Annotated in this window: 23 protein-coding genes and 1 riboswitch; of the genes, 7 read left to right on the forward strand and 16 right to left on the reverse strand. The window is 61.0% G+C overall.

Features of this window, described 5'->3' with window-relative positions:
- Positions 1 to 416: 416 nt before the first annotated feature.
- Both QWE_RS06400 and QWE_RS06405 read left to right on the forward strand, forming a co-directional pair.
- On the forward strand, positions 417 to 1,841 hold the full coding sequence (locus QWE_RS06400) for a phosphomannomutase (protein WP_006725280.1): 1,425 nt from the start codon (positions 417 to 419) through the stop codon (positions 1,839 to 1,841).
- A gap of 52 nt (positions 1,842 to 1,893) precedes the next feature.
- Entirely contained in the window at positions 1,894 to 2,649 is a 756-nt protein-coding gene (locus QWE_RS06405; RefSeq protein ID WP_006725281.1) for an SDR family NAD(P)-dependent oxidoreductase, read from the forward strand.
- Positions 2,650 to 2,685: 36 nt separating this feature from the next.
- Here the strand turns inward: QWE_RS06405 and QWE_RS06410 are convergent, their stop codons facing one another.
- Genes QWE_RS06410 through QWE_RS06420 form a run of 3 tightly spaced genes read right to left on the reverse strand, consistent with a single transcriptional unit; the run spans position 2,686 to position 6,037 of the window.
- Positions 2,686 to 3,903 (reverse strand): class I SAM-dependent methyltransferase, encoded by a 1,218-nt coding sequence (locus QWE_RS06410; RefSeq protein WP_040299589.1) that lies wholly within the window; start codon positions 3,901 to 3,903, stop codon positions 2,686 to 2,688.
- Positions 3,900 to 4,694 carry a DUF1365 domain-containing protein gene (locus QWE_RS06415; RefSeq protein ID WP_006725283.1) on the reverse strand — a complete coding sequence of 265 codons (795 nt, stop codon included), beginning with the start codon at positions 4,692 to 4,694 and terminating at the stop codon, positions 3,900 to 3,902. Before QWE_RS06415 ends, QWE_RS06410 begins: the two co-directional genes overlap by 4 nt.
- A complete protein-coding gene (locus tag QWE_RS06420; protein ID WP_006725284.1) occupies positions 4,691 to 6,037 on the reverse strand; it encodes an NAD(P)/FAD-dependent oxidoreductase in 1,347 nt (448 codons plus the stop codon). The genes QWE_RS06415 and QWE_RS06420 overlap by 4 nt, the downstream gene beginning before the upstream one ends.
- Positions 6,038 to 6,290: 253 nt before the next feature.
- Between QWE_RS06420 and QWE_RS06425 the strand changes: the two genes are divergently transcribed.
- Genes QWE_RS06425 through QWE_RS06445 form a run of 5 tightly spaced genes read left to right on the forward strand, consistent with a single transcriptional unit; the run spans position 6,291 to position 10,644 of the window.
- Positions 6,291 to 6,860: a sigma-70 family RNA polymerase sigma factor gene (locus tag QWE_RS06425; RefSeq protein WP_006725285.1), complete on the forward strand. Its 570-nt coding sequence runs from the start codon at positions 6,291 to 6,293 to the stop codon at positions 6,858 to 6,860.
- Positions 6,857 to 7,534 (forward strand): ChrR family anti-sigma-E factor, encoded by a 678-nt coding sequence (locus QWE_RS06430; RefSeq protein WP_006725286.1) that lies wholly within the window; start codon positions 6,857 to 6,859, stop codon positions 7,532 to 7,534. Before QWE_RS06425 ends, QWE_RS06430 begins: the two co-directional genes overlap by 4 nt.
- 40 nt (positions 7,535 to 7,574) lie before the next feature.
- Positions 7,575 to 7,976: a DUF2177 family protein gene (locus QWE_RS06435; protein WP_006725287.1), complete on the forward strand. Its 402-nt coding sequence runs from the start codon at positions 7,575 to 7,577 to the stop codon at positions 7,974 to 7,976.
- A gap of 39 nt (positions 7,977 to 8,015) precedes the next feature.
- Complete coding sequence (locus QWE_RS06440) at positions 8,016 to 9,029, forward strand: ligase-associated DNA damage response exonuclease (protein ID WP_006725288.1); 1,014 nt, start codon at positions 8,016 to 8,018, stop codon at positions 9,027 to 9,029.
- A gap of 1 nt (position 9,030) precedes the next feature.
- Positions 9,031 to 10,644, forward strand: coding sequence for a cisplatin damage response ATP-dependent DNA ligase (locus tag QWE_RS06445; protein ID WP_006725289.1), 1,614 nt, complete (start codon positions 9,031 to 9,033; stop codon positions 10,642 to 10,644).
- Between the two features lie 20 nt (positions 10,645 to 10,664).
- Here QWE_RS06445 and glpK read toward each other — a convergent pair whose 3' ends face one another.
- The 13 genes from glpK to QWE_RS06510 all read right to left on the reverse strand — a co-directional run bounded on the left by glpK (position 10,665) and on the right by QWE_RS06510 (position 25,389).
- Entirely contained in the window at positions 10,665 to 12,158 is a 1,494-nt protein-coding gene (glpK, locus tag QWE_RS06450; protein ID WP_006725290.1) for a glycerol kinase GlpK, read from the reverse strand.
- A gap of 81 nt (positions 12,159 to 12,239) precedes the next feature.
- Positions 12,240 to 13,958: an ABC transporter substrate-binding protein gene (locus tag QWE_RS06455; protein ID WP_006725291.1), complete on the reverse strand. Its 1,719-nt coding sequence runs from the start codon at positions 13,956 to 13,958 to the stop codon at positions 12,240 to 12,242.
- 83 nt (positions 13,959 to 14,041) lie between these two features.
- The gene (locus QWE_RS06460) at positions 14,042 to 14,323 is read right to left on the reverse strand and encodes a DUF2160 domain-containing protein (RefSeq protein WP_006725292.1); all 282 of its coding nucleotides are present in this window, start codon (positions 14,321 to 14,323) and stop codon (positions 14,042 to 14,044) included.
- Positions 14,324 to 14,333: 10 nt separating this feature from the next.
- Positions 14,334 to 15,152 carry a carbohydrate ABC transporter permease gene (locus QWE_RS06465; RefSeq protein WP_006725293.1) on the reverse strand — a complete coding sequence of 273 codons (819 nt, stop codon included), beginning with the start codon at positions 15,150 to 15,152 and terminating at the stop codon, positions 14,334 to 14,336.
- Positions 15,153 to 15,163: 11 nt separating this feature from the next.
- A complete protein-coding gene (locus QWE_RS06470; RefSeq protein ID WP_006725294.1) occupies positions 15,164 to 16,030 on the reverse strand; it encodes a carbohydrate ABC transporter permease in 867 nt (288 codons plus the stop codon).
- Positions 16,031 to 16,033: 3 nt separating this feature from the next.
- Positions 16,034 to 17,104 (reverse strand): ABC transporter ATP-binding protein, encoded by a 1,071-nt coding sequence (locus QWE_RS06475; protein WP_006725295.1) that lies wholly within the window; start codon positions 17,102 to 17,104, stop codon positions 16,034 to 16,036.
- An 11-nt stretch (positions 17,105 to 17,115) separates the two neighbouring features.
- Positions 17,116 to 18,195, reverse strand: a complete 1,080-nt coding sequence (locus QWE_RS06480) for an ABC transporter ATP-binding protein (protein WP_006725296.1) — start codon at positions 18,193 to 18,195, stop codon at positions 17,116 to 17,118.
- Positions 18,196 to 18,247: 52 nt separating this feature from the next.
- On the reverse strand, positions 18,248 to 19,759 hold the full coding sequence (glpD, locus tag QWE_RS06485) for a glycerol-3-phosphate dehydrogenase (protein ID WP_006725297.1): 1,512 nt from the start codon (positions 19,757 to 19,759) through the stop codon (positions 18,248 to 18,250).
- A gap of 91 nt (positions 19,760 to 19,850) precedes the next feature.
- The gene (locus QWE_RS06490) at positions 19,851 to 20,639 is read right to left on the reverse strand and encodes a DeoR/GlpR family DNA-binding transcription regulator (protein WP_006725298.1); all 789 of its coding nucleotides are present in this window, start codon (positions 20,637 to 20,639) and stop codon (positions 19,851 to 19,853) included.
- A 74-nt stretch (positions 20,640 to 20,713) separates the two neighbouring features.
- Positions 20,714 to 21,709 carry a FecCD family ABC transporter permease gene (locus QWE_RS06495; RefSeq protein WP_240532506.1) on the reverse strand — a complete coding sequence of 332 codons (996 nt, stop codon included), beginning with the start codon at positions 21,707 to 21,709 and terminating at the stop codon, positions 20,714 to 20,716.
- A gap of 68 nt (positions 21,710 to 21,777) precedes the next feature.
- Positions 21,778 to 22,734, reverse strand: a complete 957-nt coding sequence (locus QWE_RS06500) for an ABC transporter substrate-binding protein (protein ID WP_006725300.1) — start codon at positions 22,732 to 22,734, stop codon at positions 21,778 to 21,780.
- A 20-nt stretch (positions 22,735 to 22,754) separates the two neighbouring features.
- Entirely contained in the window at positions 22,755 to 23,549 is a 795-nt protein-coding gene (locus QWE_RS06505; protein WP_040299592.1) for an ABC transporter ATP-binding protein, read from the reverse strand.
- A gap of 202 nt (positions 23,550 to 23,751) precedes the next feature.
- A riboswitch (cobalamin riboswitch) is annotated at positions 23,752 to 23,982 on the reverse strand.
- A gap of 123 nt (positions 23,983 to 24,105) precedes the next feature.
- A complete protein-coding gene (locus QWE_RS06510; protein ID WP_006725302.1) occupies positions 24,106 to 25,389 on the reverse strand; it encodes an NAD(P)/FAD-dependent oxidoreductase in 1,284 nt (427 codons plus the stop codon).
- Positions 25,390 to 25,432: the final 43 nt, after the last annotated feature.

Genomic DNA, 25,432 nt, shown 5'->3' on the forward strand with positions numbered 1-25,432 from the left:
ACGCAAATGCGCTTTCGTTTTCTGAAAAACGCACTGATGCGAAAGATACGAAAGCGTGTCGATGCAAAAGTCGCAGCAGCGCGTTGCCACTTGAATCTCGAGCCATGCATTAAACGCACTGCTGCGTTGCAACAAGCGCGCTTGGCAGAATCGCGTGCCGTGGGTATAACCAAATCATCGAAGCGGCGCACTCCTCCTCCCAGTGCCGCTCGGTAGGATCGGCAATACTCCTCCTCCTCCCAATTGCCGATCAAGTTTAAGAGCCTGGCGCATCCTCCTCCCGCGCCAGGCTTTTTTCGTTTCCGGATCCCCCTGCAGATTTAGACTTGCCTGACCGCCAAGCGACAGTTCCGCTTGATGGCGTGGGGCACAGGCCCATATAACGCCATCTGTTCGCGAGACCCCAGGAGGCATGCATGACGGTAAAGTTCGGTACGAGCGGTTTGAGAGGGCTTTCGACAGATCTCGTTGGCTCGGTTTCAGCACTTTATGCGACCGCCTTTGCACGGCACATGCTGGAAAGCGGGGCGCTGAAGCCTGGATCGCCTGTTGTCGTCGGCCGCGACTTTCGTCCGTCGAGCCCGGAAATCTCTTCCACGATCATGGCCGCGATGAAACGGCTCGGCCTGGTGCCGATCGATTGCGGCACCGTCCCAACCCCGGCGCTCGCGCTCTATGGCGCCTCGATCGGGGCGGCCGGCATCATGGTCACCGGCTCCCATATTCCCGCCGACCGCAATGGCATCAAGTTCTACCGCCCCGATGGAGAGGTGAACAAGAGCGACGAAGAGGCGATCACCCGTCTCGCAGCGGCATTGAAAGACGATGCAGACGCCAACAAGGTCGAGGCCGGTTCCGGTACGCCTGGCGAGGCAGAGGCGACACAGCTCTTCATCGACCGCAATCTCGGCATCCTTGCGCCCGATGCGCTGAAGGGAAAACGGATCGGCATCTACCAACACAGCTCGGTCGCCCGCGACATGCTGGTCACGGTTTTCGAGCACTGCGGAGCCACCGTGTTTCCGCTGGGGCGCTCGGAGCAGTTCATCCCCGTCGACACCGAAGCGGTATCGCCAGATACCGTCACCCAACTTGCGCATTGGAGCGACGAACTCGCCCTCGACGCGATCATCTCGACAGATGGCGACGGGGACCGGCCGCTGGTGGCCGACGAGCATGGCAGGCCACTGCGCGGCGATCTGCTCGGGCTGATCGTTTCCCGCTTCCTCAAGGCGAAGGTTGCCGCAACGCCCGTTACATCGAATTCCGGCCTCGAGCAGGACGGCGGCTTTGCCGTGCGCCGCACGCGCGTCGGCTCGCCCTTTGTCATCGCCGCCATGGAAGAAGCGCTGTCAGCCGGAGAAACGGGGGTGCTCGGTTTCGAGGCGAATGGCGGCCTGATGCTCGGCTCCGATTTCTCCATCGGTGGCAAGACGATCGCGGCATTGCCGACGCGCGACAGTTTCCTGCCGGCGCTGGCCGTGCTCGGAACTGCCGGGGAACGCGGCCTGTCGCTATCGGGGCTCGTAGAAGACTTCAATCTGCCGGTGGCACTCAGCGACCGCCTGGAAAATTATGCCAGCGAGCGCAGCGGGTCTCTCATGGCGCATCTCCGGGAATCCGGCGACCACCTGTCGGCTTTCCTCAGCCCAATCGGTGCCGTCGACAGCGTCAGCGACATCGACGGACTGCGGGCAACGCTGGCCGACGGCCGGGTCATCCACTTTCGACCCTCGGGCAACGCGCCGGAAATGCGCTGTTATGTCGAAGCCGCGAACAAGGATGACGCAGAGCAGCTGCTGAAGCAGGGTCTTTCGTTGCTCGAGGGCTGGACGGTCTGAACCGAGCCCCTCCGCTGGGCGTATTGGTCATGAGATCAAGTAAGAGGATATCATGACCAAGATTGCCTGGATTACGGGTTCCAGCACCGGCATTGGCCGCGCGCTCGCCGAACGCCTGCTTCGAGACGGATACCGGATCGCCGTCAGCGCCCGTAGCGTCGATGCGCTCGCGTCGCTCTCCACCAGCCATCCCGGCAAGGTCGGCGTCTACCCGCTCGACGTCACCGACCCCGCAGCGGTCAAGCAGGCATTTGCGGCGATCGAGAGCGAAATGGGCCCGGTCGATCTCGCAGTCTTTGCGGCCGGCTCCTACACCCGCGATTATGCCGATGACTTTGACAGCGCGCGGACCCGCCAGATGTTCGAGCTCAACGTGCTCGGTACCGCTTCTTGCCTGGAAACGGTGATGCCCGCGATGATCGCGCGGCGCCGCGGACATATCGCAGTCGTCGCCTCCGTGTCTGGCTATGTCGGGCTTCCGGGCGCTGCGACCTATGGGGCGACGAAGGCCGCGCTCAATGTGATGTGCGAAGCGCTCTATCCCGAGCTCGAGCGTCACGGCGTGAAGATGACCATCATCAACCCGGGTTTCGTCGACACACCGCTGACCAAGAAGAACGACTTCCCGATGCCCTTCCTTGTTTCTTCGGAAGAGGCAGCCGACACGATCGCCAGGGGGCTGGCCAAGGGCAAGTTCGAGATCATTTTCCCCTGGAAGATGGCGCTCGCGATCCGTTTCCTGCACGCCTTGCCCCATGCGCTGCGTTTTGCGCTCACGCGCAAGATGCTCCGGCCGAAGGGCTCTTGACCGGAGCACAAACTACAAATTTGGAGAGCTTGACGTTCAGGCTGGCTTGTCCAGCCTGAACTGCACGACGTCGATGCGACCGAAGCGGAAGCCGACCGCGCAATAGTGCAGATAGAGGCGCCACATCCGGTAGAAGCGGCGGTCAAAACCGAGCGGCTCGATCTTCTGCCAATTGGCCGTGAAAGCGCTGTCCCAGGCAACCAGCGTCCGGTCGTAGTCGCGGCCAAAGCGGAAGCGATCGCCGACCTTCAGGCCTGCAGCGTCAGCGTCCCGCTCGAAAACGGTCACCGAAGGCAGCATGCCGCCGGGGAAGATGTAGGTTTGGATGAAATCGGCGCTGCGGCGATAATAGTCGAAGCGGCTCTCGTCGATGGTGATGGTCTGGATCAGCGCCTGCCCGCCTTCGACCAGCAGGTTCTGCACGGCCTTGAAATAGACCGGCCAGTTTTCTTCACCCACCGCCTCGAACATCTCGATCGAAACGATCTTGTCGTATTGCCCACGACAATCGCGGTAGTCTTCGAGCCTGATGTCGACCCTGTCGGCGAAACCGGCTTTTTCAAGCCGCTCGCGCGCAAACTTCGCTTGCTCTGTCGACAATGTAAGCCCGGTGACCCGGCAGCCGGTCTTGCGGATCGCATGTTCGGCGAAGCCACCCCAACCGCAGCCGATTTCCAGGACATGATCCTCGGGACCGATCTTGAGCTCGTCGACGATGCGGGCGTATTTCGCCTCCTGCGCATCTGCGAGGCTCATGCTGGGGGCGCTGTAGAGCGCGGAGGAATAGGTCATGGTGCGGTCCAGCCACAGGCCGTAGAACGCATTGCCGAGATCATAGTGATAGGCGATATTTCGCCGGCTACCCTTCTTCGAGTTGCGGCGCAGCTTGTGACGCAAGCGGGCGAGCGTCATGAAGATGGAGGAGGACGCCAGAACACGTCCGAGTTGCGCCTCGTTGGCCAGCGCCAGTTCGAGCACCGCGCCAATATCAGGGGAATCCAGTTCTCCGTCCATGTAGGCCTGGGCAAAACCTAGGGTCCCATTGGTCAGGATGCGAAAGACCGGGCTCGCATTGCGGACACACAACACGGCATTCGGGCCAGGGTTTGAACCGATCGCGACATGTTCGCCATAACCTTCGAACTGAAGTGTCAGGCGGCCCACAGCAATCCGGTCGGCCCAGCGGCACATCATGCGCTGCCAGAATGTGAGAGAGCTAACCACAGGGTGCATTTCCTGCTCAGCGTGACTCATGACTTGTTCATCCCATTCTGCACGACGATCGTTGAGGCTATCTTGGCTGCGGCTGGCTTGTGTCGGTAGATCGGAACTCCCTTCCACCAGAGCTTCAGCGCCTCCCAGTGAATGCCCCCCATCACCTTGAGGGTCATCAAAGGATACTTCAGCAACATGTGCAACAAACCTTTGTCTGACAAAGGACGGCGCCGGCCGGAAAAAGTTGCAAACAAAAGTGGCCCTTCCGGATCGCTCTCGCCGATGTTGATGGCCACATCATCCGTCGGCGGGCTGATACGGAAATTGTATTGGCAGTTCATCGGCATGAATGGCGAGACATACATCTCCTTTGCGCAACTGTGGCGCAGGATACCGTTCTCTTCGGCCTCGACCGGGATCACATAGGTGTGGCGCTCGTTGAAGGTGTTGCAGACCTCGTAGAGGACTGCGGCAAGCTCACCTTCGGCGCGATAGCAGAAAAACACCGTGATCGGATTGAAGACATAGCCGAAGATCCGGGGGTAGCAGAGCATATGGATCTTGATGCCATCAGCCTCCACGCCGGCCGCGGCCAGGCGTTCCTCGACCCAGGCTCTCAGTTCGCCGGTTCGGCCATTGCCGTGGTCGGCATCATGCACCGAATAGAGTGCGGCCTTGTTGTAACCGAACAGACGCAGGCTTTGGTTCAACTTGTCGATCTCATCCAGGTCGACCAAAAGCGAAAACACGCTATAGCGCAGGCTGTGCTTCTTGGGCCGACTGCGGGCATGCAGCACATGCCCGGCATAGATTGCAGAGTTCAGCTTCATTCCGCCGCCTCAAGCTGGCGACCAATCACGATGCGACCCGATTCATTTTCAACCGACCAGGGACGACGGACGCCGCCGAGCGCTTCGGCGACGGCGAGCCCCGCCTGCAGGCCATCCTCATGAAACCCGCTGCCGAAATAGGCGCCGCAGAACCACGTATTGCGGCGGCCCTGAAGCTGCCAGATACGGCGCTGGGCGCGAATTGCGGCCACATCGAAGAGCGGATGTTCGTAGTTGAACGTCTTGATGATCTTGGCCGGATCGATCGGACGGCAGGGATTGAGCGTGACGAAGAGAGGCGTTGCCGGATCCAGCGACTGCAGCTTGTTCATCCAGTAGGTGACGCAAAGAGTTTCGCCGGAACCCGCCTGTTTCTCCGCCACATAGTTCCAGCTTGACCAGACCGACTTGCGCTTGGGCATCAACGTCTCGTCCGAATGCAGCACGGCGAGATTGGGTGTGTACTGGAAGGACTCGAGGATCTCGATCTCCTCACCGTCTGCATCCTCCAGGAGATCGATGCTCTGGTTTGCATGGGTGGCGAGAACGACGTCATCAAAGACTTCCACGCCTCCATGCACGTCGGTCACCTGAACGCCGGCAATGCCACGGCGGACACCCGTGACAGCCGTGCCGAGGCGCACTTCGCCACTGAAATCGGCAAGAATGCGGGCTACATATTCGCGGCTGCCGCCCTTCACCGTGCGCCATTGCGGTCGATCCTTGAGAACCAGCAATCCATGGTTTGCGAAGAAGCGGATGAAGGCATGCAGCGGATAGAGCCGCATCTCCGAAGCCGTTGTCGACCAGATCGCAGCACCCATCGGCAGGAGATGATCCTCGATGAACGAAGGCGAATAATCGGCGGATGCGAGGTAGTCGCCGAGAGACACGCCTTCGAGTTCACGACGCTCGAGAAGGCCGGGGGCTTCCTTGTAAAAGCGCAATACATCCTTCACCATGCGCCAGAAGCGCGGACGAAAGATGTTCGACTTCTGCCCCAGGAGCCCCGAGATCCCCGAACCCGAATATTCAAAGGCACCGCCGCCGAGAGAGGCCGCGAAAGACATGTTCGACGGCAGGGTCGGCACATCGAGATGCTCGAAAAGCTTCACGAGATTGGGGTAATTCCGGTCATTGTAAACGATGAACCCGGTGTCGACGGGAATGTCTTTTCCTGCACTGGGTGCCGGCACCGTATTCGAATGGCCGCCCGGACGGTTCTCTGTCTCGTAGAGAACGACATCGGCGCTCTTTGAAAGAAGCCAGGCGGAAGAGAGGCCCGAAATCCCCGATCCGATGACCGCGATCCTGCGTTTACCGCCGGATGCGGCCTTCGTCATACCAGTGTCCATTGCCCGCCCTTTGCCACGTGTTCACTTCAATCTGTTTGTTGCTGATTACGCAAAGCAAATCTCAACGGATTGATCGCAGCGAATAAATTCACAGGCAGTGATCCGAGCCAAGAACGGTGGCGTAGACCGCTCCATGATGAACGCGATACACATCTCGGCAGATGCGTGCCACAATGACCCCGGGCGAAGTGCACGGCAAAAGGTCGTTGCGTCGCTCAAACGAGGGAAAAAAAGCGTTTCGATGACCGAGTCGGTGGAAGAACTGGACCAGCGTAACTTCTCGCAGCTTTTGGCCGCCGTAGGCCGCGATAGAGACATCGAAGCCTTCGAGACGATTTTCAAGTTTTATGGTCCGAAGGTGCGTGCCTACATGGCGAAGCTTGCCCGTGACGGACAGGCGGCTGAAGAGCTGATGCAAGAGACGATGCTTGCGGTCTGGAACAAGGCCGAGCAGTTCGACCCCACAAGGGGAAATGTCTCGAGCTGGATCTTCACCATCGCCCGCAACCAGCGCATCGACGCCTTCCGCCGCGAAAGACGGCCGACCTTCGACCCGTCCGATCCGGCCTTCGTGCCGGACGACGTGCCGCCGGCCGATGTCGAATTCGAAGGCAAGCAGGAGGCTGATCGCCTTCGTCGCGCCATGGAAACCCTACCACCCGAACAGCTCGAACTCCTCAAAATGTCATTCTACAGAGAAGCATCCCACAGCACGATCGCGGCCGAACTCGGACTGCCGATGGGGACCGTGAAATCGCGTATCCGCCTCGCTTTCGCGAAGCTGCGCGCAGCATTGGAGGAGCGGGCATGACCCTCCACGTTCAACACCACATCAGCGACGAGCTTCTGCTCGATTACGCGACAGGAAACCTGGCCGAAGGCTGGAGCATCGCCGTTGCAACGCATCTGGCGCTTTGCCCGTCATGCCGCGACCGCCTTTCCTTCATGGAGCATACCGGCGGTCAGTTGCTCGAGGCGACCGAGGTGACCGCCGAGGACGCACCCGCGACAGACAGCTGGTCGGCCATGAAGGCGAAGCTTAAGTCGCAGGGGACGGCGCGGCTCGCTGCGGCCAAGCCTGTTGCCACTCCGACCGACCTTCCGGTCCTTCCAGAGCCGCTGCGCTCCTATCTCGGCGGTGACGTCGAGGCCTTGAAATGGAAGGCACTCGGCCGCGGCGCCTATCATATTCCGATCAAGACGGGTGATACGGAGAGCCAGGTTCGCCTGCTGAAGATCCCAGCCGGCAAGCCGGTGCCCGAACACTCACATGGTGGGCGTGAGCTGACGCTGGTGCTCAAAGGCGCGTTCACCGATGGTGAGACCGTGTTCAAGCGCGGCGACATCGAAGAGGCCGACGAGACCTTGACTCATCAGCCGGTGGCGACGCCCGACGAGGATTGCATCTGTCTTGCGGTCACCGATGCGCCGCTGAAGTTCAAGAGTTTTCTTGTCCGACTGGTTCAGCCGGTTCTCGGAATTTGATGGGAGGCCGGGTTGGTGCCCGGCCTGAGGGGGAAGACATATGCCTTACGTGATCGCCTATATCTCCACGGCCGTTGTGTTCTTCGCCATCGACTATCTCTGGCTGACGCGGATTGCGATCGGCTTTTATCGTGAGCATATCGGCGCCCTTCTTCTGGCGACACCGAACTTTGCGGCCGCCGGGATTTTCTACCTCTTCTACGTGGTCGGGCTTGTCTATTTTGCGGTCATGCCGGCCGTGTCTGCCGGCAGCCTTTTGACGGCATTGTTCAATGGCGCGCTGCTTGGACTTCTCGCCTACGGCACCTACGACATGACCAATCTTGCGACCCTCAAGGGCTGGTCGCTGCAGGTCAGTCTCGTCGATATGGCCTGGGGGGCGTTTCTGTCGGCGACGGCTTGTGCTGCTGGCTATCTCGCGGTCTCACGCTTCGCTCAATGACCGCTGGCCGCGGGTCGCGCGCCGCCCTATGTTCTCGGCATGATCAAGCCGGACCTTCTCTTGCATCCAACGCCAGGCGGGCTTTATTGCCCGCTCGGCGACTTTTATGTCGATCCGGTCCGGCCCGTCGATCGGGCACTGATCACTCACGGACATTCCGATCACGCGCGGTCCGGCCACGGTCACGTGCTGGCAACCCGACAGACGCTCGACATCATGGCGATCCGGTATGGCGAGGATTTCTGTGGCACGTCGCAAAGTGCCGACTTTGGCGACACCACCTCGATCAATGGCGTGACCGTTCGGTTTCACCCAGCCGGCCATGTGCTCGGCTCCGCGCAGATCGAGATCGAAGCGCAGGGCACGCGCATCGTCGTCTCCGGCGACTATAAGCGTGGCGCGGATCCGACCTGCGCGAGCTTCGAGCCCGTGCCTTGCGACGTGTTTATTACCGAAGCAACCTTCGGTCTGCCGGTGTTCCACCATCCAGATCCACGCCTCGAGATCCAGAAGCTGCTGACCTCTCTGCAGCAATTTCCGGAACGCAGCCACCTGATCGGCGCCTATGCGCTGGGCAAGGCACAGCGGGTGATCTCACTCATCCGGCGCGGCGGCTACGAGAAGCCGATCTATATTCACGGGTCGATGGCGCGGCTCTGCGACTATTACACCGAACAGGGCGTGGAGCTCGGCGAGCTTCGCCCGGCGACGACCGAGGACAAAAAGTCTGGTGCCTTCAAGGGCGCCGTGGTGATCGGTCCACCCTCTGCCTTCAACGATCGCTGGGCCCGGCGCTTCGAGGATCCTCTCGCCATCTTTGCGTCCGGCTGGATGATGGTGCGCCAGAGAGCCAAGCAGCGCGGCGTGGAACTGCCGCTGGTCATTTCCGATCACTGCGACTGGCCGGAACTTCTGGACACGATTCGAGAGGTCGGGCCGCAGGAGGTCTGGGTGACCCATGGGCGTGAAGAAGCGCTGGTACGCTGGTGCGAGCTGTCTAGCATCAAGGCGCGACCGCTGCACCTTGTCGGCTACGAAGACGAGGGAGACTGAGATGAAGGCCTTTGCCCGCCTCCTCGATCGCCTAGTGCTGACCCCGAGCCGCAACGGCAAGCTGACGCTGCTCGTCGACTATTTCCGGCAGACGCCAGATCCGGATCGCGGCTATGCGCTGGCCGCGCTCACCGATGGGCTCGACATCAAGGGCGTTAAGCCGGCGCTGCTGAAGGAACTGGTGCTCGAGCGGATGGATCCGGTCCTGTTCCAGTATTCCTATGACTATGTCGGCGACCTCGCCGAGACCACCTCGCTGGTCTGGGAGCCGCAAATTGCGGAATCGGAGACCGAGGACGATCTGGAGAGCCTTTCGAAGATCGTCGAGCGGCTTCAGCGCCTCGGGCGCAACGAAACACGCGCCGTGATGCGCGATCTCTTCGACCGGCTGGACACGTCGGAGCGGTTCGCGCTGATCAAGCTCGTGACCGGGGGGCTGCGCATCGGTGTCTCCGCTAGGCTCACCAAGCAGGCGCTGGCGCTCTATGGCGACAAGGACATCGTCGATATCGAGGGCCTCTGGCACGGGCTGAAGCCGCCATATACGGAACTGTTCGCGTGGCTAGAGGATCGGATCGAGAAGCCTGTCCTGTCGACGCCAGCGATTTTCCATTCGGTGATGCTCGCCACACCGATCGAAAACAGGGATCTGGCGAATCTGGACCCCAACGACTTCGCGGCCGAATGGAAATGGGATGGAATCCGCGTACAGCTGTCCTGCTCTGGCGGGAGGAGCAGGCTCTATTCGCGCTCGGGCGACGACATCTCCGGTGCCTTCCCCGATATCGTCGAGGCGGCCCAGTTCGAGGGCGTGATCGACGGGGAATTGCTCGTCGGTGGCACCTCGCGGACCAATGCGCCGACGCGCACCTTTTCCGATCTCCAGCAGCGGCTCAATCGCAAGACGGTCACGGCCAAGATGCTGGAGGACTATCCGGTCTTCATCCGCGCCTATGACATTCTCTTCGATGGCGAAGCCGATGTGCGGCCCGAGACTTTCCTGACACGCCGCGAACGCTTAAACGCGCTCGTCGAGCGGCAGGAGCCCCGGCGCTTCGATGTGTCGCCGCTGGTCTCCTTCTCGACCTGGGAGGAGCTGGAGCAGTTGCGCGCTGCCCCACCCGATCCCGTCATCGAAGGCGTCATGCTGAAGCGGCTGGACAGCAGCTATCAGGCCGGACGCGCCAAGGGACCGTGGTTCAAGTGGAAACGCGATCCGATGAATGCCGATGCCGTGCTGATGTATGCCCAGCGCGGGCATGGCAAACGCTCCAGCTATTATTCGGACTTCACCTTCGGGGTCTGGACGGCGATCCCCGGCGAAGGGGATGTGCTGGTGCCCGTCGGCAAGGCTTACTTCGGCTTCACCGATGAGGAACTGGAGGTGCTCGACCGCTTCGTGCGGAACAATACGGTGGAGCGCTTCGGCCCGGTCCGGAGTCTTCGGGCTGAACCCGAGCATGGCTTTGTCGTCGAGGTGGCCTTCGAGGGGCTGGCACGTTCGACGCGGCACAAGTCCGGCATCGCGATGCGGTTCCCCCGCATCGCAAGGCTCAGGCAGGACAAGCTGCCGAAGGATGCCGATCGCCTCGAGACGCTGGTTGCGATGCTCTGACGGCTAGCGTGCTTCCAGGCCTAGCGCGTGGTCAGGCAGCGGGAGACACTGTCCTGCCAACCGGCGATGGCTGCTTCCCTTTCGGTCACATCCATGCCCGGCTCGAAGCGGCGATCCCGCTTCCAGGTCGCGGCAAAGCCCTTCTGGTCAGGCCAGAGGCCGGCGCGGGAGCCGGCAAGCCAGGCGGCTCCGAGAACCGTTGTTTCCAGCACGACAGGACGATCGACGGGGGCGGCCAGGATGTCGGCGAGGCGTTGCATCGTCCAGTCGGACGCGACCATGCCGCCATCGACACGGAGCACCGTCTTTGACGCGCTGCCGTTCCAGTCCTTCTTCATCGCTTCCAGGAGATCGTGGGTCTGGTAGGCGACGCTCTCGAGCACGGCGCGGGCAAATTCGGCCGGACCCGTACCACGCGTCAGGCCGAAGATCGCGCCGCGGGCATCGGCATCCCAATGCGGCGCACCAAGACCGGTGAAGGCCGGGACCAGATAGACGCGCTGATGCGGATCGGCCTTGCTGGCGAGCGCATCCGTCTCCGAGGCGACCTTTACGAAGCCCATCTGGTCGCGCAGCCACTGGACGGCGGCACCGGCGATGAAGATCGAGCCTTCGAGGGCGTAGGTGGTCTCACCATTCATGCGGTAGGCGATGGTGGTCAGCAGGCGGTTGGACGAGGCGACGCGATCGCGACCGGTGTTGAGAAGCGCGAAGCAGCCTGTGCCATAGGTCGATTTCATCATCCCCGGCTCAAAGCAGGCATTGCCGATGACGGCAGCCTGCTGGTCGCCGGCAACGCCGAGGATTGGGATTTCGGCGCCGAGCACGGACGCATCGGTGATGCCGAAATCGTCGGCGCAATCCTTGACCTCCGGCAGCATGGCGCGCGGGATTTCCAGGATCGAGAGGAGTTCGTCGTCGAATCTGTTATCGCCGATGTCATAGATCAGCGTGCGAGAGGCATTGGTCGCGTCGGTAGCATGGACCTTGCCGCCGGTCAGCTTGTAGATGAGCCAGCTATCGACCGTGCCGAAGCAGATCTGGCCATTTTCGGCGCGGGCCTTCAGGCCATCAACGTTCTTCAGGAGCCATGAGAGCTTGGTGCCGGAAAAATAGGGGTCGAGCAGCAGGCCGGTCTTCTCGGTGAAGAGCGGTTCCAGGCCCTTATGCTTCAGTTCATCGCAGAAACGGGCCGTGCGGCGGTCCTGCCAGACGATGGCACGGTGAACAGGCTGCCCGGTCTCGCGGTCCCAGACGACGACGGTTTCGCGCTGGTTCGTAATACCGATTGCCGCTACGTCGCCGATCTTGATCTCGGCGGCAGAGACTGCCTTCTCGATGGTCGCCAGCACAGTCTGCCAGATCTCGTCCGCATCATGCTCGACCCAGCCGGAATCCGGGAAATGCTGGGTGAACTCCTGCTGGGCGACGCCGACGATATGCATCTCGTGATCGAAGATCATCGAGCGCGTCGAGGTCGTTCCTTGGTCGATGGCCAGAATGTAACCGCTCATTACGGCGAAACTCCTTAAGTGAAGAAGCCGGGGCGTAGTTGGCGCCCCGGCGATTGTCAATTCAGCGGCGATCGCCGGTCGTTACTGCCAGCTCTTGACGAGCTCGTCGTAGTTGACCGTCATCGGCTGTTCTTTTTCGTTCTCGATCTTCAGCTGCGGGGCGATATTGCCCTTAGCAACAGCATCGGCATTCCACTCTTCGAGGGTCTTTTCCTCGGCAAGCTTCGGACCGATATCGCCCTGAACGCCAGCGCGTTCGAGACGCTCAAGCACCTTTTCCTGCTCGGCGCAGAGCGAGTCCATGGCTTCCTGGGCAGTCTTGGCGCCCGAAGAAGCGTCACCGATCGCCTGCCACCAGAGCTGAGCCAGCTTCGGATAGTCAGGAACGTTGGTGCCAGTCGGCGACCACTGCAGGCGAGCCGGCGAGCGGTAGAATTCGACCAGACCGCCAAGCTTTGGAGCGCGCTCGGTGAATGACTGATGGTCGAGCGTGGACTGACGGATGAAGGTCAGGCCAACATGGCTCTTCTTCACGTCGATGGTCTTGGAGGTGACGAACTGTGCGTAGAGCCAGGCGGCCTTTGCACGGTCTTCCGGAGTGGACTTCATCAGCGTCCAGGAACCTGCGTCCTGATAGCCGAGCTTCATGCCGTCCTTCCAGTAGACGCCATGCGGGCTCGGAGCAAAGCGCCACTTCGGCGTGCCGTCCTCGTTGACAACAGGCAGGCCTTCCTTGACGAAGTCGGCGGTGAAGGCGGTGTAGGTGAACATCTGCTGGGCGATTTCACCCTGAGACGGTACCGGACCGGATTCCGAGAAGGTCATGCCCTGGGCGGCCGGAGGGGCATACTTCTTCATCCACTCGAGATATTTCTCGATGGCATAGACGGAGGCCGGGCCGTTGGTATCACCACCGCGGGCGACGCAGGAGCCGACCGGGCGGGAGTTTTCGTCGACCTTGATGCCCCATTCGTCGACCGGAAGGCCGTTCGGGATGCCCTTGTCGCCGTTGCCGGCCATGGAGAGCCAGGCATCGGTGAAGCGCCAGCCGAGCGACGGGTCCTTCTTGCCGTAGTCCATGTGGCCGAAGACCTTCTTGCCGTCGATTTCGCGACCGGTGAAGAATTCGGCGATATCCTCGTAAGCCGACCAGTTGACCGGAACGCCGAGGTCGTAGCCGTACTTCTCCTTGAAGTCGGCCTTGTTCTTCTCGTCGTTGAACCAGTCGTAGCGGAAGAAGTAGAGGTTCGCGAACTGCTGGGTCGGCAGCTGGTAGAGCTTGCCATCCGGAGCGGTCGTGAACGACTTGCCGATGAAGTCTTCGATGTCGAGACCGGGGTTGGTGACATCCTTGCCTTCGTTCGCCATCCAGTCGGTCAGGTTGCGAACCTGCTGATAGCGCCAGTGGGTGCCGATCAGGTCAGAGTCGTTGATGTAGGCATCGTAGATGTTTTCGCCCGACTGCATCTGCGTCTGCAGCTTTTCAACGACGTCACCTTCACCAATCAGGTCATGGGTGATCTTGATGCCGGTGATGGCGGTGAAGGCCGGAGCGAGGACCTTCGATTCATATTCATGCGTGGTGATGGTCTCAGAAACGACCTTGATCTCCATGCCGGCGAATGGCTTCGCGGCATCGATGAACCACTGCATTTCGGCTTCCTGGCCGGCACGATCGAGTGCCGACATGTCGCCGACCTCGGCGTCCAGGAACTTCTTCGCCGCTTCCATGTCGGCGAAGGCTGCGCCCGTCATGGCCAGAAGCATGGCGGCCGTTGTCGTCAAAAGGTGCTTTCGCATTATGTCCTCCCTAAGGTTGCGATTGCATTCGGTTTGCAGTCTCGAGAATGGCGACCTCCCGCCGCCACCCCGTCTTGTCTGCTCTAGACGTAGCGGAAAACGCCGACGGCGTAGACTACGGAGAGAGCAAGAGCCCACCACAGGTTCGGTCCAACAAGACCGAGCCAAGCGAGATTGATGAAAGCCGACCCGAGCAGCGACACGAAGAGACGGTCGCCACGGGTGGTTTCGAAGCGCAGGATGCCGGTCCGCGGATTGCCGCCCGGGACGAGGTATTCCCAGACCGCCATCGACAGGATCAGACCGAAGATCACAATGAAGAAGACCGCGGTCGGCGTGGTCCATGCCATCCATGAGAAATTCATCACACCCTCCTCAGACGCGGCCCAGGGCAAAGCCCTTGGCGATGTAATTGCGGACGAAATAGATCACGAGCGCCCCGGGGATAATCGTCAGCACGCCGGCGGCTGCGAGCACGCCCCAATCCATGCCGGAGGCCGAGACCGTGCGCGTCATGATGGCGGCGATCGGCTTGGCATCCGTTGTGGTCAGCGTGCGGGCAATCAGAAGCTCGACCCAGGAAAACATGAAGCAGAAGAAGGCGGCGACACCGATGCCGGATGCGATCAGCGGCATGAAGATCTTCACGAAGAACTTCGGGAAGGAATAGCCGTCGATATAGGCGGTCTCGTCGATCTCCTTCGGCACGCCCGACATGAAGCCTTCGAGGATCCACACAGCCAGCGGCACGTTGAACAGGCAGTGTGCGATGGCGACCGCGATATGCGTGTCGATCAGGCCGAAGGCGGAATAGAGCTGGAAGAAGGGCAATGCAAAGACGGCTGGCGGTGCCATACGGTTGGTCAGCAGCCAGAAGAACAGATGCTTGTCACCGAGGAACCTGTAGCGCGAGAAGGCGTAGGCTGCCGGAAGGGCAACAGCAACCGCGATCACGGTGTTCATGCACACATAGATGATCGAGTTGATGTAGCCCTTGTACCACGACGGGTCGGTGAAAATCACCGCATAGTTGGCAAGTGTCGGGTTGACGGGCCAAAGCGAGAAGGCCCCGGTGATCTCCGCATTCGTCTTGAAGCTCATGTTGACGAGCCAGTAGATCGGCAGCAGCAGGAAGATGATATAGATCGTCGGGACCAGAAAGCCGAGGCTGGTACGATTATCAGTGCTTTTCATCGGTATCTCCCTCAGCCCTTCGCGTCACTGTTGGTCATGACGGTGTAGAAAACCCAGGACAGCGCCAGGATGATCAGGAAGTAGATGATCGACATCGCCGCCGCCGGACCAAGGTCGAACTGGCCGACCGCCATCTTGACGAGATCGATCGACAAGAAGGTGGTCGAATTGCCCGGGCCGCCGCCTGTCAGGACGAAGGGCTCGGTGTAGATCATGAAACTGTCCATGAAGCGCAGAAGGACTGCGATCAAAAGGACGCGCTTCATCTTCGGCAGCTGAATGAAGCGGAACACGGACCAGCGCGATGCGCCGTCTATTTTGGCGGCCTGATAATAAGCATCCGGGATCGAGACGAGGCCGGCATAGCAGAGAAGCACGACAAGGCTCGTCCAGTGCCAGACATCCATCACGATGATGGTGACCCAGGCGTGCATCGGGTTCTGCGTGTAATTGTAGTCGAAGCCGAGCGCGTTGAGCGAATAGCCGAGAAGACCGATGTCGACGCGGCCGAAGACCTGCCAGATGGTGCCAACGACGTTCCACGGGATGAGCAGTGGCAGGGCCATCAGAACGAGGCAGACCGGAACGCCGAGTCCGGTTTTCGGCATGTTGAGCGCGATGAAGATGCCAAGCGGCACCTGGATCGCCAGAATGATCATGGAGAAGATCAGGTTGCGGCCGAGTGCGTTCCAGAAACGGTCGGACGACAGGATGTCGGCAAACCAGTCGGTGCCGGCCCAGAAGAACTGGTTGTTGCCGAAGGTGTCCTGAACGGAATAGTTGACGACGGTCATCAGCGGGATGACAGCCGAGAAGGCCACCAGCACCAAGACCGGGACGACCATAAACCAAGCCTTGTTGTTCCAGGTTTTTTCCATCGGTCAGCCCTCCATGCCTACGCGCCAGGAATCGGCAAAAATGCCGAGACCTTCGGGGACGAATGTGATGCGGGGATCGGCAGGAATGTCTGCATCTTCGGACACGACGATCGACAGAGATTGATCGGCAAAGCGAGCGCGCACGATCTTCTGGCGACCGATGTCCTCGACCTTGGCGATGGAGACCGGCATGCCTTCCCGCCCGAGCCGGACAAATTCGGGCCGGACACCGAGCTCAATCTTGCTCTGACCCGAGAGCTTCGGGGCGCCGGGCAGATTGATCGTCTGGTCGCCGATCACGGCGGTTGCGCCGCTCACCTTTGCTGGCATGACATTCATGCCCGGGGAGCCGATGAAATAGCCGACGAATGTGTGGCTGGGACGCTCGAAGAGTTCGGCCGGCGTGCCGATCTGAACGATCTGGCCATCATACATCACGACGACCTTGTCGGCGAAGGTGAGCGCTTCGGTCTGGTCATGGGTGACATAGACCATGGTGAAGCCGGACTGGCGGTGCAGGCGCTTGAGCTGCGAGCGCAGGACCCACTTCATATGGGGGTCGATCACCGTCAGTGGCTCGTCGAAGAGGATCGCATTGACGTCGGAGCGGACGAGGCCACGGCCGAGCGAGATCTTTTGCTTCTGGTCCGCCGTCAGGCCTTGCGCCTGCTTGCGGGCCATGGGCTGCAGGTCGATCATGTCGAGGATCTCGTTGACCCGCTTGTTCACCTGATCTTCCGGGACATGGCGGTTGCGCAGCGGAAAGGCCAGATTGTCGTAGACGGTCATCGTGTCGTAGACGACAGGGAACTGGAAGACCTGGGCAATGTTGCGGGCAGCCGTCGGCAGGTTGGTGACGTCTACGCCGTCGAACTCGATGCGGCCGTCGGACGGGTGCAGCAGGCCCGAGATGATGTTGAGCAAGGTGGTCTTGCCACAGCCGGACGGTCCGAGCAGCGCATAGGCACCGCCATCGTCCCATTCGTGATGGACTTCTTTCAGGGCGTAATCGCCCGCCGCGCGGGCAGCGGGGGAGTAGGCGTGGCGGATGTGGTCGAGGTTGATGCGAGCCATGACGTTCCTCCTCACGCAGCCAGTTCGACGGGGGCGCCGAGCGCTCCGCCATCGGCGCCGAACGCCATCAGGTGACGGGTGTCGATGAAGACATCGATCTCACGATCGGGATCGATATCGTGGATGCCATGGGCCAGGCACACCCAGCGGGCGGTGCCGTATTCGACGTGGATGAAGCTTTCGGAGCCTGCGATTTCGGAGACCAGCGTCCGCGAGCGCATGGGTGTGGCGCCCGGCAGTGCGGCGAGCGACAGGTGATGCGGGTGGAAGGCGACCGTGACCGGACCGTCTGCGATCGTGGCCAGATGAGCCGGCACCGTCAGAACGGGCTGACCGTTCAGTTCGAAGCTTCCACCCCGCTTGACGAGCGCGATGGTGTTGAGCGGCGGATCGGCGAAGGTTTTGGCGGTCAGGAGATCCAGCGGGCGGCGATAGACGTCGATGGTCCGACCAAACTGGGTGATCCGACCTTCTGACAGAGTCGCGGTATTGCCGCCGAGCAGCAAAGCTTCAGAGGGTTCGGTTGTCGCGTAGACGAAAATTGCGCCGGATTCGGCGAAGATCTTCGGGAGTTCTTCGCGCAGTTCCTCGCGCAGCTTGTAGTCGAGGTTGGCGAGCGGTTCATCCAGCAGCACAAGGGTGGCGTTCTTGACGATAGCGCGGGCCAGCGCCGTACGCTGTTGCTGTCCACCGGACAGATTGAGTGGTGTGCGATCGAGATAGGGCGTCAGGCGCAAGAGGTCGGCCGCCTTGCGGACCTCGCGATCGATGGTGGCCGCATCCTTGCCCGCAACCCGCATCGGCGAGGCGATGTTTTCGTAGACGGTCAGTGCCGGGTAATTGATGAACTGCTGGTAGACCATCGCGACATTGCGCTTCTGGACCGGCATGCCGGTGACGTCCTGCCCGTCGAAATGCACGGTACCGGAGGTCGGCTTGTCGAGGCCTGCCATCAGGCGCATCAGGGACGTCTTGCCCGAAAGAGTGGGCCCGAGCAGGACGTTCAGCGTACCCCGCTGCAACGTCAGGTCGGTTGGATGGATGTGATATCCACCGCCCGCCATCTTCGAGACTTTACGCAGTTCCAACATATGTCCTCGGGCCTCCTCCAAACCGTCGGTCTTTTATCCGTGAGATGGGCGATCAGGCCGCCGCCAGCATCCCCAAATAGGCATCCAGCCCCTTCGCCTCCTCCGGCGTCAGGAACAGACCCTGTTTCGTTCGGCGCCACAGCACGTCTTCGGCCGTAACCGCCCATTCCATTTCGACCAGCCAGCGAACCTCCGCCTCGTATAGCGTGCCGCCGAAGTGGCGACCGAGATCTGCTGCCGACCGGGCCTTACCCAGAATCGATTTCGAATCCGTCCCGTAGCAGCGGATCAAACGCTCGGCGTGTCCACGCTCCAGGAAGGGGTAGCCCTTCAGGAGATCGGCGACCGTTGGTTCAAATGCCGTCGCGGCGAAGTCGCCGCCGGGCAGGCGACTGCCCGCCGTCCAGGGCGTGCCCTTCTGCCCGATCGCCTCACCGATTTTTTCAAGCGCATGTTCGGCCAAACGGCGATAGGTCGTCAGCTTGCCACCGAAGACGTTGAGCAACGGGGCCTCTTCACTCGTCCCTTCGATCTTGAGCACGTAGTCGCGGGTCGCTTCCTGGGCCTTTGATGCGCCGTCGTCGAAAAGCGGCCGAACGGCGGAATAGCTCCAGACGATATCCTCGGGGCGGATCGGTTCCTGGAAATACTCGCTCGCGGCACCGCAGAGGTAGTTCACTTCCTCGGGGCTGATCCGGACGTCCTTGGGATCTTCGGTGAAGTCCCGATCCGTAGTGCCGATCAGGGTGAACTCACCCTCGTATGGGATGGCGAAAATGATCCGGTTGTCGGGGTTCTGGAAGAAGTAGGCGCGCGGGTCGGTGAACTTCTTGCGCACCACGATATGGCTGCCCTGGACGAGGCGAACATTGTGCACATTGTTTCGGCCGAAGGCGCCCGCCAGCACTTGGTCGACCCAGGGGCCGGCCGCGTTGACCAGCATGCGGGCCTTGTGGGTTACTGTCGAGCCATCGCGCTGCGACTTCGTCGTGACGACCCAGTGGCCGTCTTCTCGATGGGCCGAGACAACACGGTTACGGCTCAGGATCGTTGCGCCGCGGATCTGTGCATCGCGAGCATTGAGAACGACCATGCGCGCGTCATCGACCCAGCCGTCCGAATATTCGAAGGCCTTGGAGAAGACCGGCTTCAGAGGCTTTCCGGCCGGGTCGCGGCGCAGATCGAGCGTCTTGGTCGGCGGAAGCAGCTTTCGGCCACCGAGATTGTCGTACAGGAAAAGGCCGAGGCGAATGAGCCAGGCCGGACGAATGCCGCCCTTCTGGAAGGGCAGGACAAAGCGCAGGGGCCAGATGACATGCGGGGCCATGGCCCAGAGGACTTCGCGCTCCATCAGCGCTTCGCGCACGAGGCGAAATTCGTAGTGCTCGAGATAACGAAGGCCGCCATGGATGAGCTTGGTAGCGCCCGACGACGTACCGGAGGCGAAATCGTTCATTTCAGCCAAGGCGACCGAGTAACCACGGCCGGCCGCGTCGCGCGCGATCCCAGTCCCGTTGATCCCGCCGCCGATCACAAAAAGATCGTAAATTGGCTGCCCCGACATCGTTCCTCCGCATGTTCGCACCTGCAGCATTTGCTGCTATTGCGAAAGTAGGATTATCTTTTTCGAAATTTAAACGAATGTCAAACGAAAGTTATTCAGCGGCTACATCGCGGTCGACCGGCGCCGTTTCGATGATCCTGACATCGCGCTCGGCGCAGATGTCGCGGATGCTGCTCGAAGGACAGTGATCGGTGATAAAGGTCTGAACCTGCGAGATATGTCCGATACGGACCGGCGCGGTGCGCTCGAATTTCGAAGCGTCGGAAACAAGGATCACATGCCGGGCATTGGCGATGATGGCCTGGGCGACTTTCACTTCGCGAAAATCGAAATCGAGCAGTGCACCATCCTCATCGATCGCGGAGACGCCGATAACAGCGAAATCCACCTTGAACTGCCGGATGAAATCCACGGCTGCCTCGCCGACGATCCCGCCGTCAGAACCACGCACCACACCGCCGGCGATGACCACCTCGATCGAGGGATAGACGCGCAAGCGATTGGCAACGTTGATGTTGTTGGTGATGACCATCAATTCCCTGTGGTCAACAAGCGCTTCGCCCACAGCTTCCGTCGTGGTGCCGATGTTGATGAAGAGGGAGGAATTGTCCGGGATCAGGTTGGCTGCAGCGCGGCCGATCGCCTGCTTTTCGCCGGCCGCCATCGAACGGCGCGCTTCGTATTTGACGTTTTCGTTTCCGCTCGGAAAGACGGCACCGCCGTGGATACGGTTGAGGGCGCGTGCGTCGCACAGGTCGTTGAGGTCCTTGCGAATCGTTTGCGGTGTGACTGCGAAGCGCGCGGCGAGTTCGTCCACCAGAACGCGGCCCTGTTCCTTGGCCAGAGTCATGATCTCGGCCTGTCTCGCGGAGAACATCATGCCGCCCCCTCCCCTTATTTCGTTTTTTCTTCAGTCTAGGCAAAAACGAAACAGGGGCAATAGGCAGGCGCCAACTATCGCCGTCGCAGGAGAAGAATGAAAGCAAGCCCGCCCACAAGCCCGGTAATTACCCCGATCGGGACATCCTCAGGCGCCATGATCGTGCGCGACACGATATCGGCCAGAATGAGGATGACGGCGCCGGCCAATGCCGAAAGGGGAATGACCCTGATATTGTCGCTGCCGGCGGTCAGGCGGACGAAATGCGGAACCAGAAGGCCCACAAAACCGATGGCACCCGAAAAGGCGACCATCACACCTGTCAGCAGCGCGGTGATCACAAAGAGCTCCGCGCGGAATCGGGCGACGGGAATACCAAGCGTTGCTGCCGTTTCGTCGCCCATGGCCATGGCGTTGATTTCCCGGGCGCGAACGACAAGGAAGACGAGGCAAACTGAAAGCACCGCCACCGGATAGAGAAGATGCGACCATTGGGCGAGGCCAAGCCCTCCCAGCATCCAGAAGACCACCGTATGAGCGGCGCGTGGATCTCCGAGGAAGATCGCGAGATTGCCAAGCGAGGTCGCCACGAAAGCGATGGCCACACCGGTCAATACGAGGCGATCGGCACCTGCGCCGGTGAAGCGCGTAACGGTGACGACCGCGAGCGTCGCCATCAGGGAACCCACGAAGGCAAAGAGCGGCACCGTGACCAGGCCGAAGATCAGACCGGTATGGAGAAGCGCGATTATCGCACCGAGGGCACCGCCGGAGGAGACGCCGAGCAGATGCGGATCGGCCAGTGGATTGCGCGTCACCGCTTGCAGGACAGCCCCCACCGTTGCGAGGCCGGCACCCACGAGGCCAGCCAGGATGACGCGCGGGAAGCGAACGTCCCAGACGATGCTCTCGCGACCGGGCGACCATGTCACTTCAAATGTACCGGGTGCGAGTTTGCTGGCCACGATCGACCAGGCAGTGCTGACCGGAATGGGAGCCGAACCCAGGGACACGCCAGCGGTGAGGCAGAGGGCCAGCAGCACGATAGCCAGACCCATCCAGAGAAACATGCGACCGTGCATCATTCTGCCTCGAATTTCGTGCCGGGCGGGACCGGTTCGCGGTCCCGCCTTGCGGATTACATGTTGCGCGGATGGAAGGTGTTTGCGAGCCGCTCGATTGCCTGGACATTGCGCGGCCCCGGTGTTGCCTCAACATATTCCAGCACCACGAAGCGATCCTGCTTGACGGCATCGAGATTCTTGAAGGCCGGGTTTTCCTTCATGAAAGCGATCTTCTGTTCGGCCGTTACATCGCCGTAGTTGACGATGACGACGACTTCCGGATTGCGCTCGATGACCGGCTCCCAGGACACTTCCGTCCAGCTCTTATCGACGTCTTCCATGATGTTCACGCCGCCTGCGGCTTCGATCATCGCGGTCGGAATGCCGAAGCGACCCGAGGTGAAGGGCTTTTCGGTGCCGGAATCATAGACAAAGACGCGGACCGGCTTTTCGATGCCGCCGATGCGGGTGGTGATGTCGTCCAGTTGCTTGCGGTAGCCAGCCACCAGGGCCTCGGCGCGGTCCTCGACGTCAAAGATCTTGCCGAGGTTCAGCAGGTCGACGAACATGTCGTCCATCGTCGGCTTGTTCTTCGCCATGATATGGATGCAGGACTCCGTCAGCTCGTAGACCTTGATCTTGAAGGGCTCGAGCGTTTCGGGCGTCACCTCGCCGCCGACCTTCATGCCGTAGTTCCAGCCGGCGAAGTAGAAATCGGCATCGGCGTTCAGCAGCACTTCCTTCGTCGGGTATTTCGGCGAAAGCTCCGGCAACTCCTTCACACCTTCCCGCAGCCCCTCATCCAGCGTCTTCCAACCGGAGATCCCGGTGTAACCGACCATGCGGTCCTGCAGTTTCAGGGCCAGCATCATCTCGGTCAGGTTGACGTCATTGGAGATCGCACGTGCCGGAGGGGCGTCGAACGTGACCTCGCGATCGCAGCTCTTGACCGTGACAGGATAGGCGAAGGCCGAGGAGGCGGCGAAGACCGAGGCAAAGAGCGTAGCAGACAATAGAAGACGGGAAGCCATATGGGCGGATCCTTTCAAAATCAGGTCAAGGCAAGGGAAAAGGAAAAACGATGGGATCGAGCGCCCTCCGCCTGTTGACGCGCGGCGAGGACACCGAAGGTTCCGGACAGGGCCTGTTCGGTCAGAACAGCTTCCGGTGGGCCGAACTCATTCATCCGGCCGCCCTGCATCAGGGCAATATGCGTTGCAAACTCGGCGGCGAGGTTAATGTCGTGCAGGGTCGTGATGATCGTCAGGTTCAAAGCGCCGAGCAGATCGAGGATCTCGAGCTGGTGGCGGATATCCAGATGGTTGGTCGGCTCGTCGAGAATGAGGATTTCAGGCTTCTGGGCCAGTGCCCGGGCAACGAGAACGCGTTGCTTCTCACCGCCCGACAAGGTCGAGAACTGGCGGGTCGCCAGTGGCAGCAGATCGAGATGGTCGAGCGCGTGCTCTGCTTCTGCCCGGTCTTCGTCGCTCCAGCCCGCAAGGCCTTCTCGCCAGGGGACGCGACCCATCATAACAACGTCGCGGACGGTGAACGGAAAATCGCCCGGCATCTCCTGCAGAACGACGGCCACCCGACGGGCAACCTGACGGGCGCTCAAGCGCCAGATGTCCTGACCGTCGACTTCGACGCGACCCTCCAGCGGGCTCACACCGCGATAGAGACAACGCAGAAGCGTGGTCTTGCCGGCCCCGTTCGGCCCGACGATCGCCAGTCGGTCACCAGCATCCAGGGAAAAGGAAACGCCACGGACCAAATACTGGGATGGCTTTGGCCCCCAACCGATATCGGTGACCCGGATCGGGCAGCCCTTGCTGGTACAACTCATAGGCTGGCCCCCTCGAATGAGGAGGCGCCAAGCCTTACCCTTTCGACAGCAGCAATCGCCGCTCCCTCCGCGTCATGATCTGGAAGATAATGCATGCCGGTCCTCCGCAGGATTTCTCCGGAGGCAAAATGGCATGTGGTCGGCGCGCCAGGAGGCGCAGCGCAAAAGCCAGTTCGTATCCATCGGAACACCCCGTCCGCTTCGTTCTCTTCACTTGACGGCAGGTCTCCTGGCTCACGGATATGCGCTCTCCATTTGCCTTCCCACGGTGACCCGCAGTGGCCCGGCGCTTTCACGCCGCGAGAATGGACAGCAATCCGCTTACAGTTGCGGGGGCAGCCACGGTCTTGGTCCCTATTGGGTCGTCCTCACCGTGTTCCCTATTAATCCCCTCGGAGTCATCCGGCGGGGAACCGTCACTGCTTGCATAGGACCTGCAGCCCCTGGCGGTCAAGCCTCGATCTTCTTAGTTATGTAATATCGTAACATCTATAGATCTGGGATCGGGTTGTCTACCGTGAAACCGCGTCTGCCCTCAGCTGGCCAACGAAAGGCGCTATTTGTCAGGGGCGATGAAGTTTTCGTCGATCAGGCGCGCGCCTCTCTGCCGGGTGGTGTAACGCCAGATCCACTGAACGCTCACCAGCAGGCGTTTCTCGAAATTGACCAGCAGATAGACATGGACGATGGCCCAGAGCAGCCAGGCAAAGCGGCCTTTGAGCTGCCAGGTGCCGAAGTCGAAAATGGCTGCGTTTCTGCCGATGACCGCCGTATTGCCGCGGTTGTGGAAGCGGAAGTTCGGCACTGCCGCACCCTTTAGGAGGCTGGATTTGAGCGCTTTGCCGAGGAATGTGCCCTGCTGTTTGGCCACCTGAGCGAGCGCGGGCAATGCTTCGCCATCCTCGTCCAAAGCCAGCGCGGTATCACCGATGGCGTAGACCCCCTCTAAGCCATCCACCGAAAGGTCCCGCGCCACCGGCAGGCGCCCGCCCGGGCCCGGCGAGATGCCAAGCCAGTCAGCGGCCGGTGATGCCTTCACGCCTGCTCCCCAGACGATGCAGCTTGCCGGCAGGAATCCGTCCTTCACCTGCACGCCCTCGGCGGTGACGTCTTCCACGGGCGTGTTCAGCCTGATATCCACGCCGATGTTCCGGAGATAGTCGGCCGCGTAATTCGAGAGGTTCTCGGGGAAGGTTGCCAGAATGCGCGGACCGGCCTCGACGAGGACAACATGAAGTTGCTCCGGTCGCAGAGTGCGGAAATCGCGCTCGATCATGAAGCGACCGAGTTCTGAAATGGCGCCGGCCATCTCGACGCCGGTCGGCCCACCACCGATGACCACGCTGGTCAAGAGGCGGCGCTGCTCTGCCTCGTCCTGGCTTCGCTCGGCCTGTTCGAAGGCGAGGAGGAGGCGGTGACGGATCTGCCGGGCTTCGTGGATCGATTTCAGCCCCGGCGCATGTTTCTGCCAGTCCTCATTGCCGAAATAGTTGTATTTCGAGCCCGTCGCGAGGACGAGGCGATCGTAGGGAATTGCGGCGCCATCGGCGAGGGAAACCGTGCGAGCGTTCGGATCGATCGATACCACCTCTCCCATCAGCACGTGGATATTGTCCGAGCGTCCCAATGTGCGGCGGATCGGTTCCGAGATATCCGCAGGCGAAAGTGCGGCCGTCGCAACCTGATAGAGCAATGGCTGAAACAGATTGTGGTTGCGCCGGTCGATCACCGTCACATCGACCTCGGTATCGGCCAGAGCCTTTGCGCAGGCAAGGCCTCCGAAACCTGCGCCGACGATCACGACGCGTGGCCGGCTCCCGACATTGGATAGTTCTTCCATCATCACCTCACTGTCTGCGCGAATTGTTCCGGGACAACCAGAA

The organism is Agrobacterium albertimagni AOL15, from assembly GCF_000300855.1.
Lineage (GTDB): Bacteria > Pseudomonadota > Alphaproteobacteria > Rhizobiales > Rhizobiaceae > Allorhizobium > Allorhizobium albertimagni.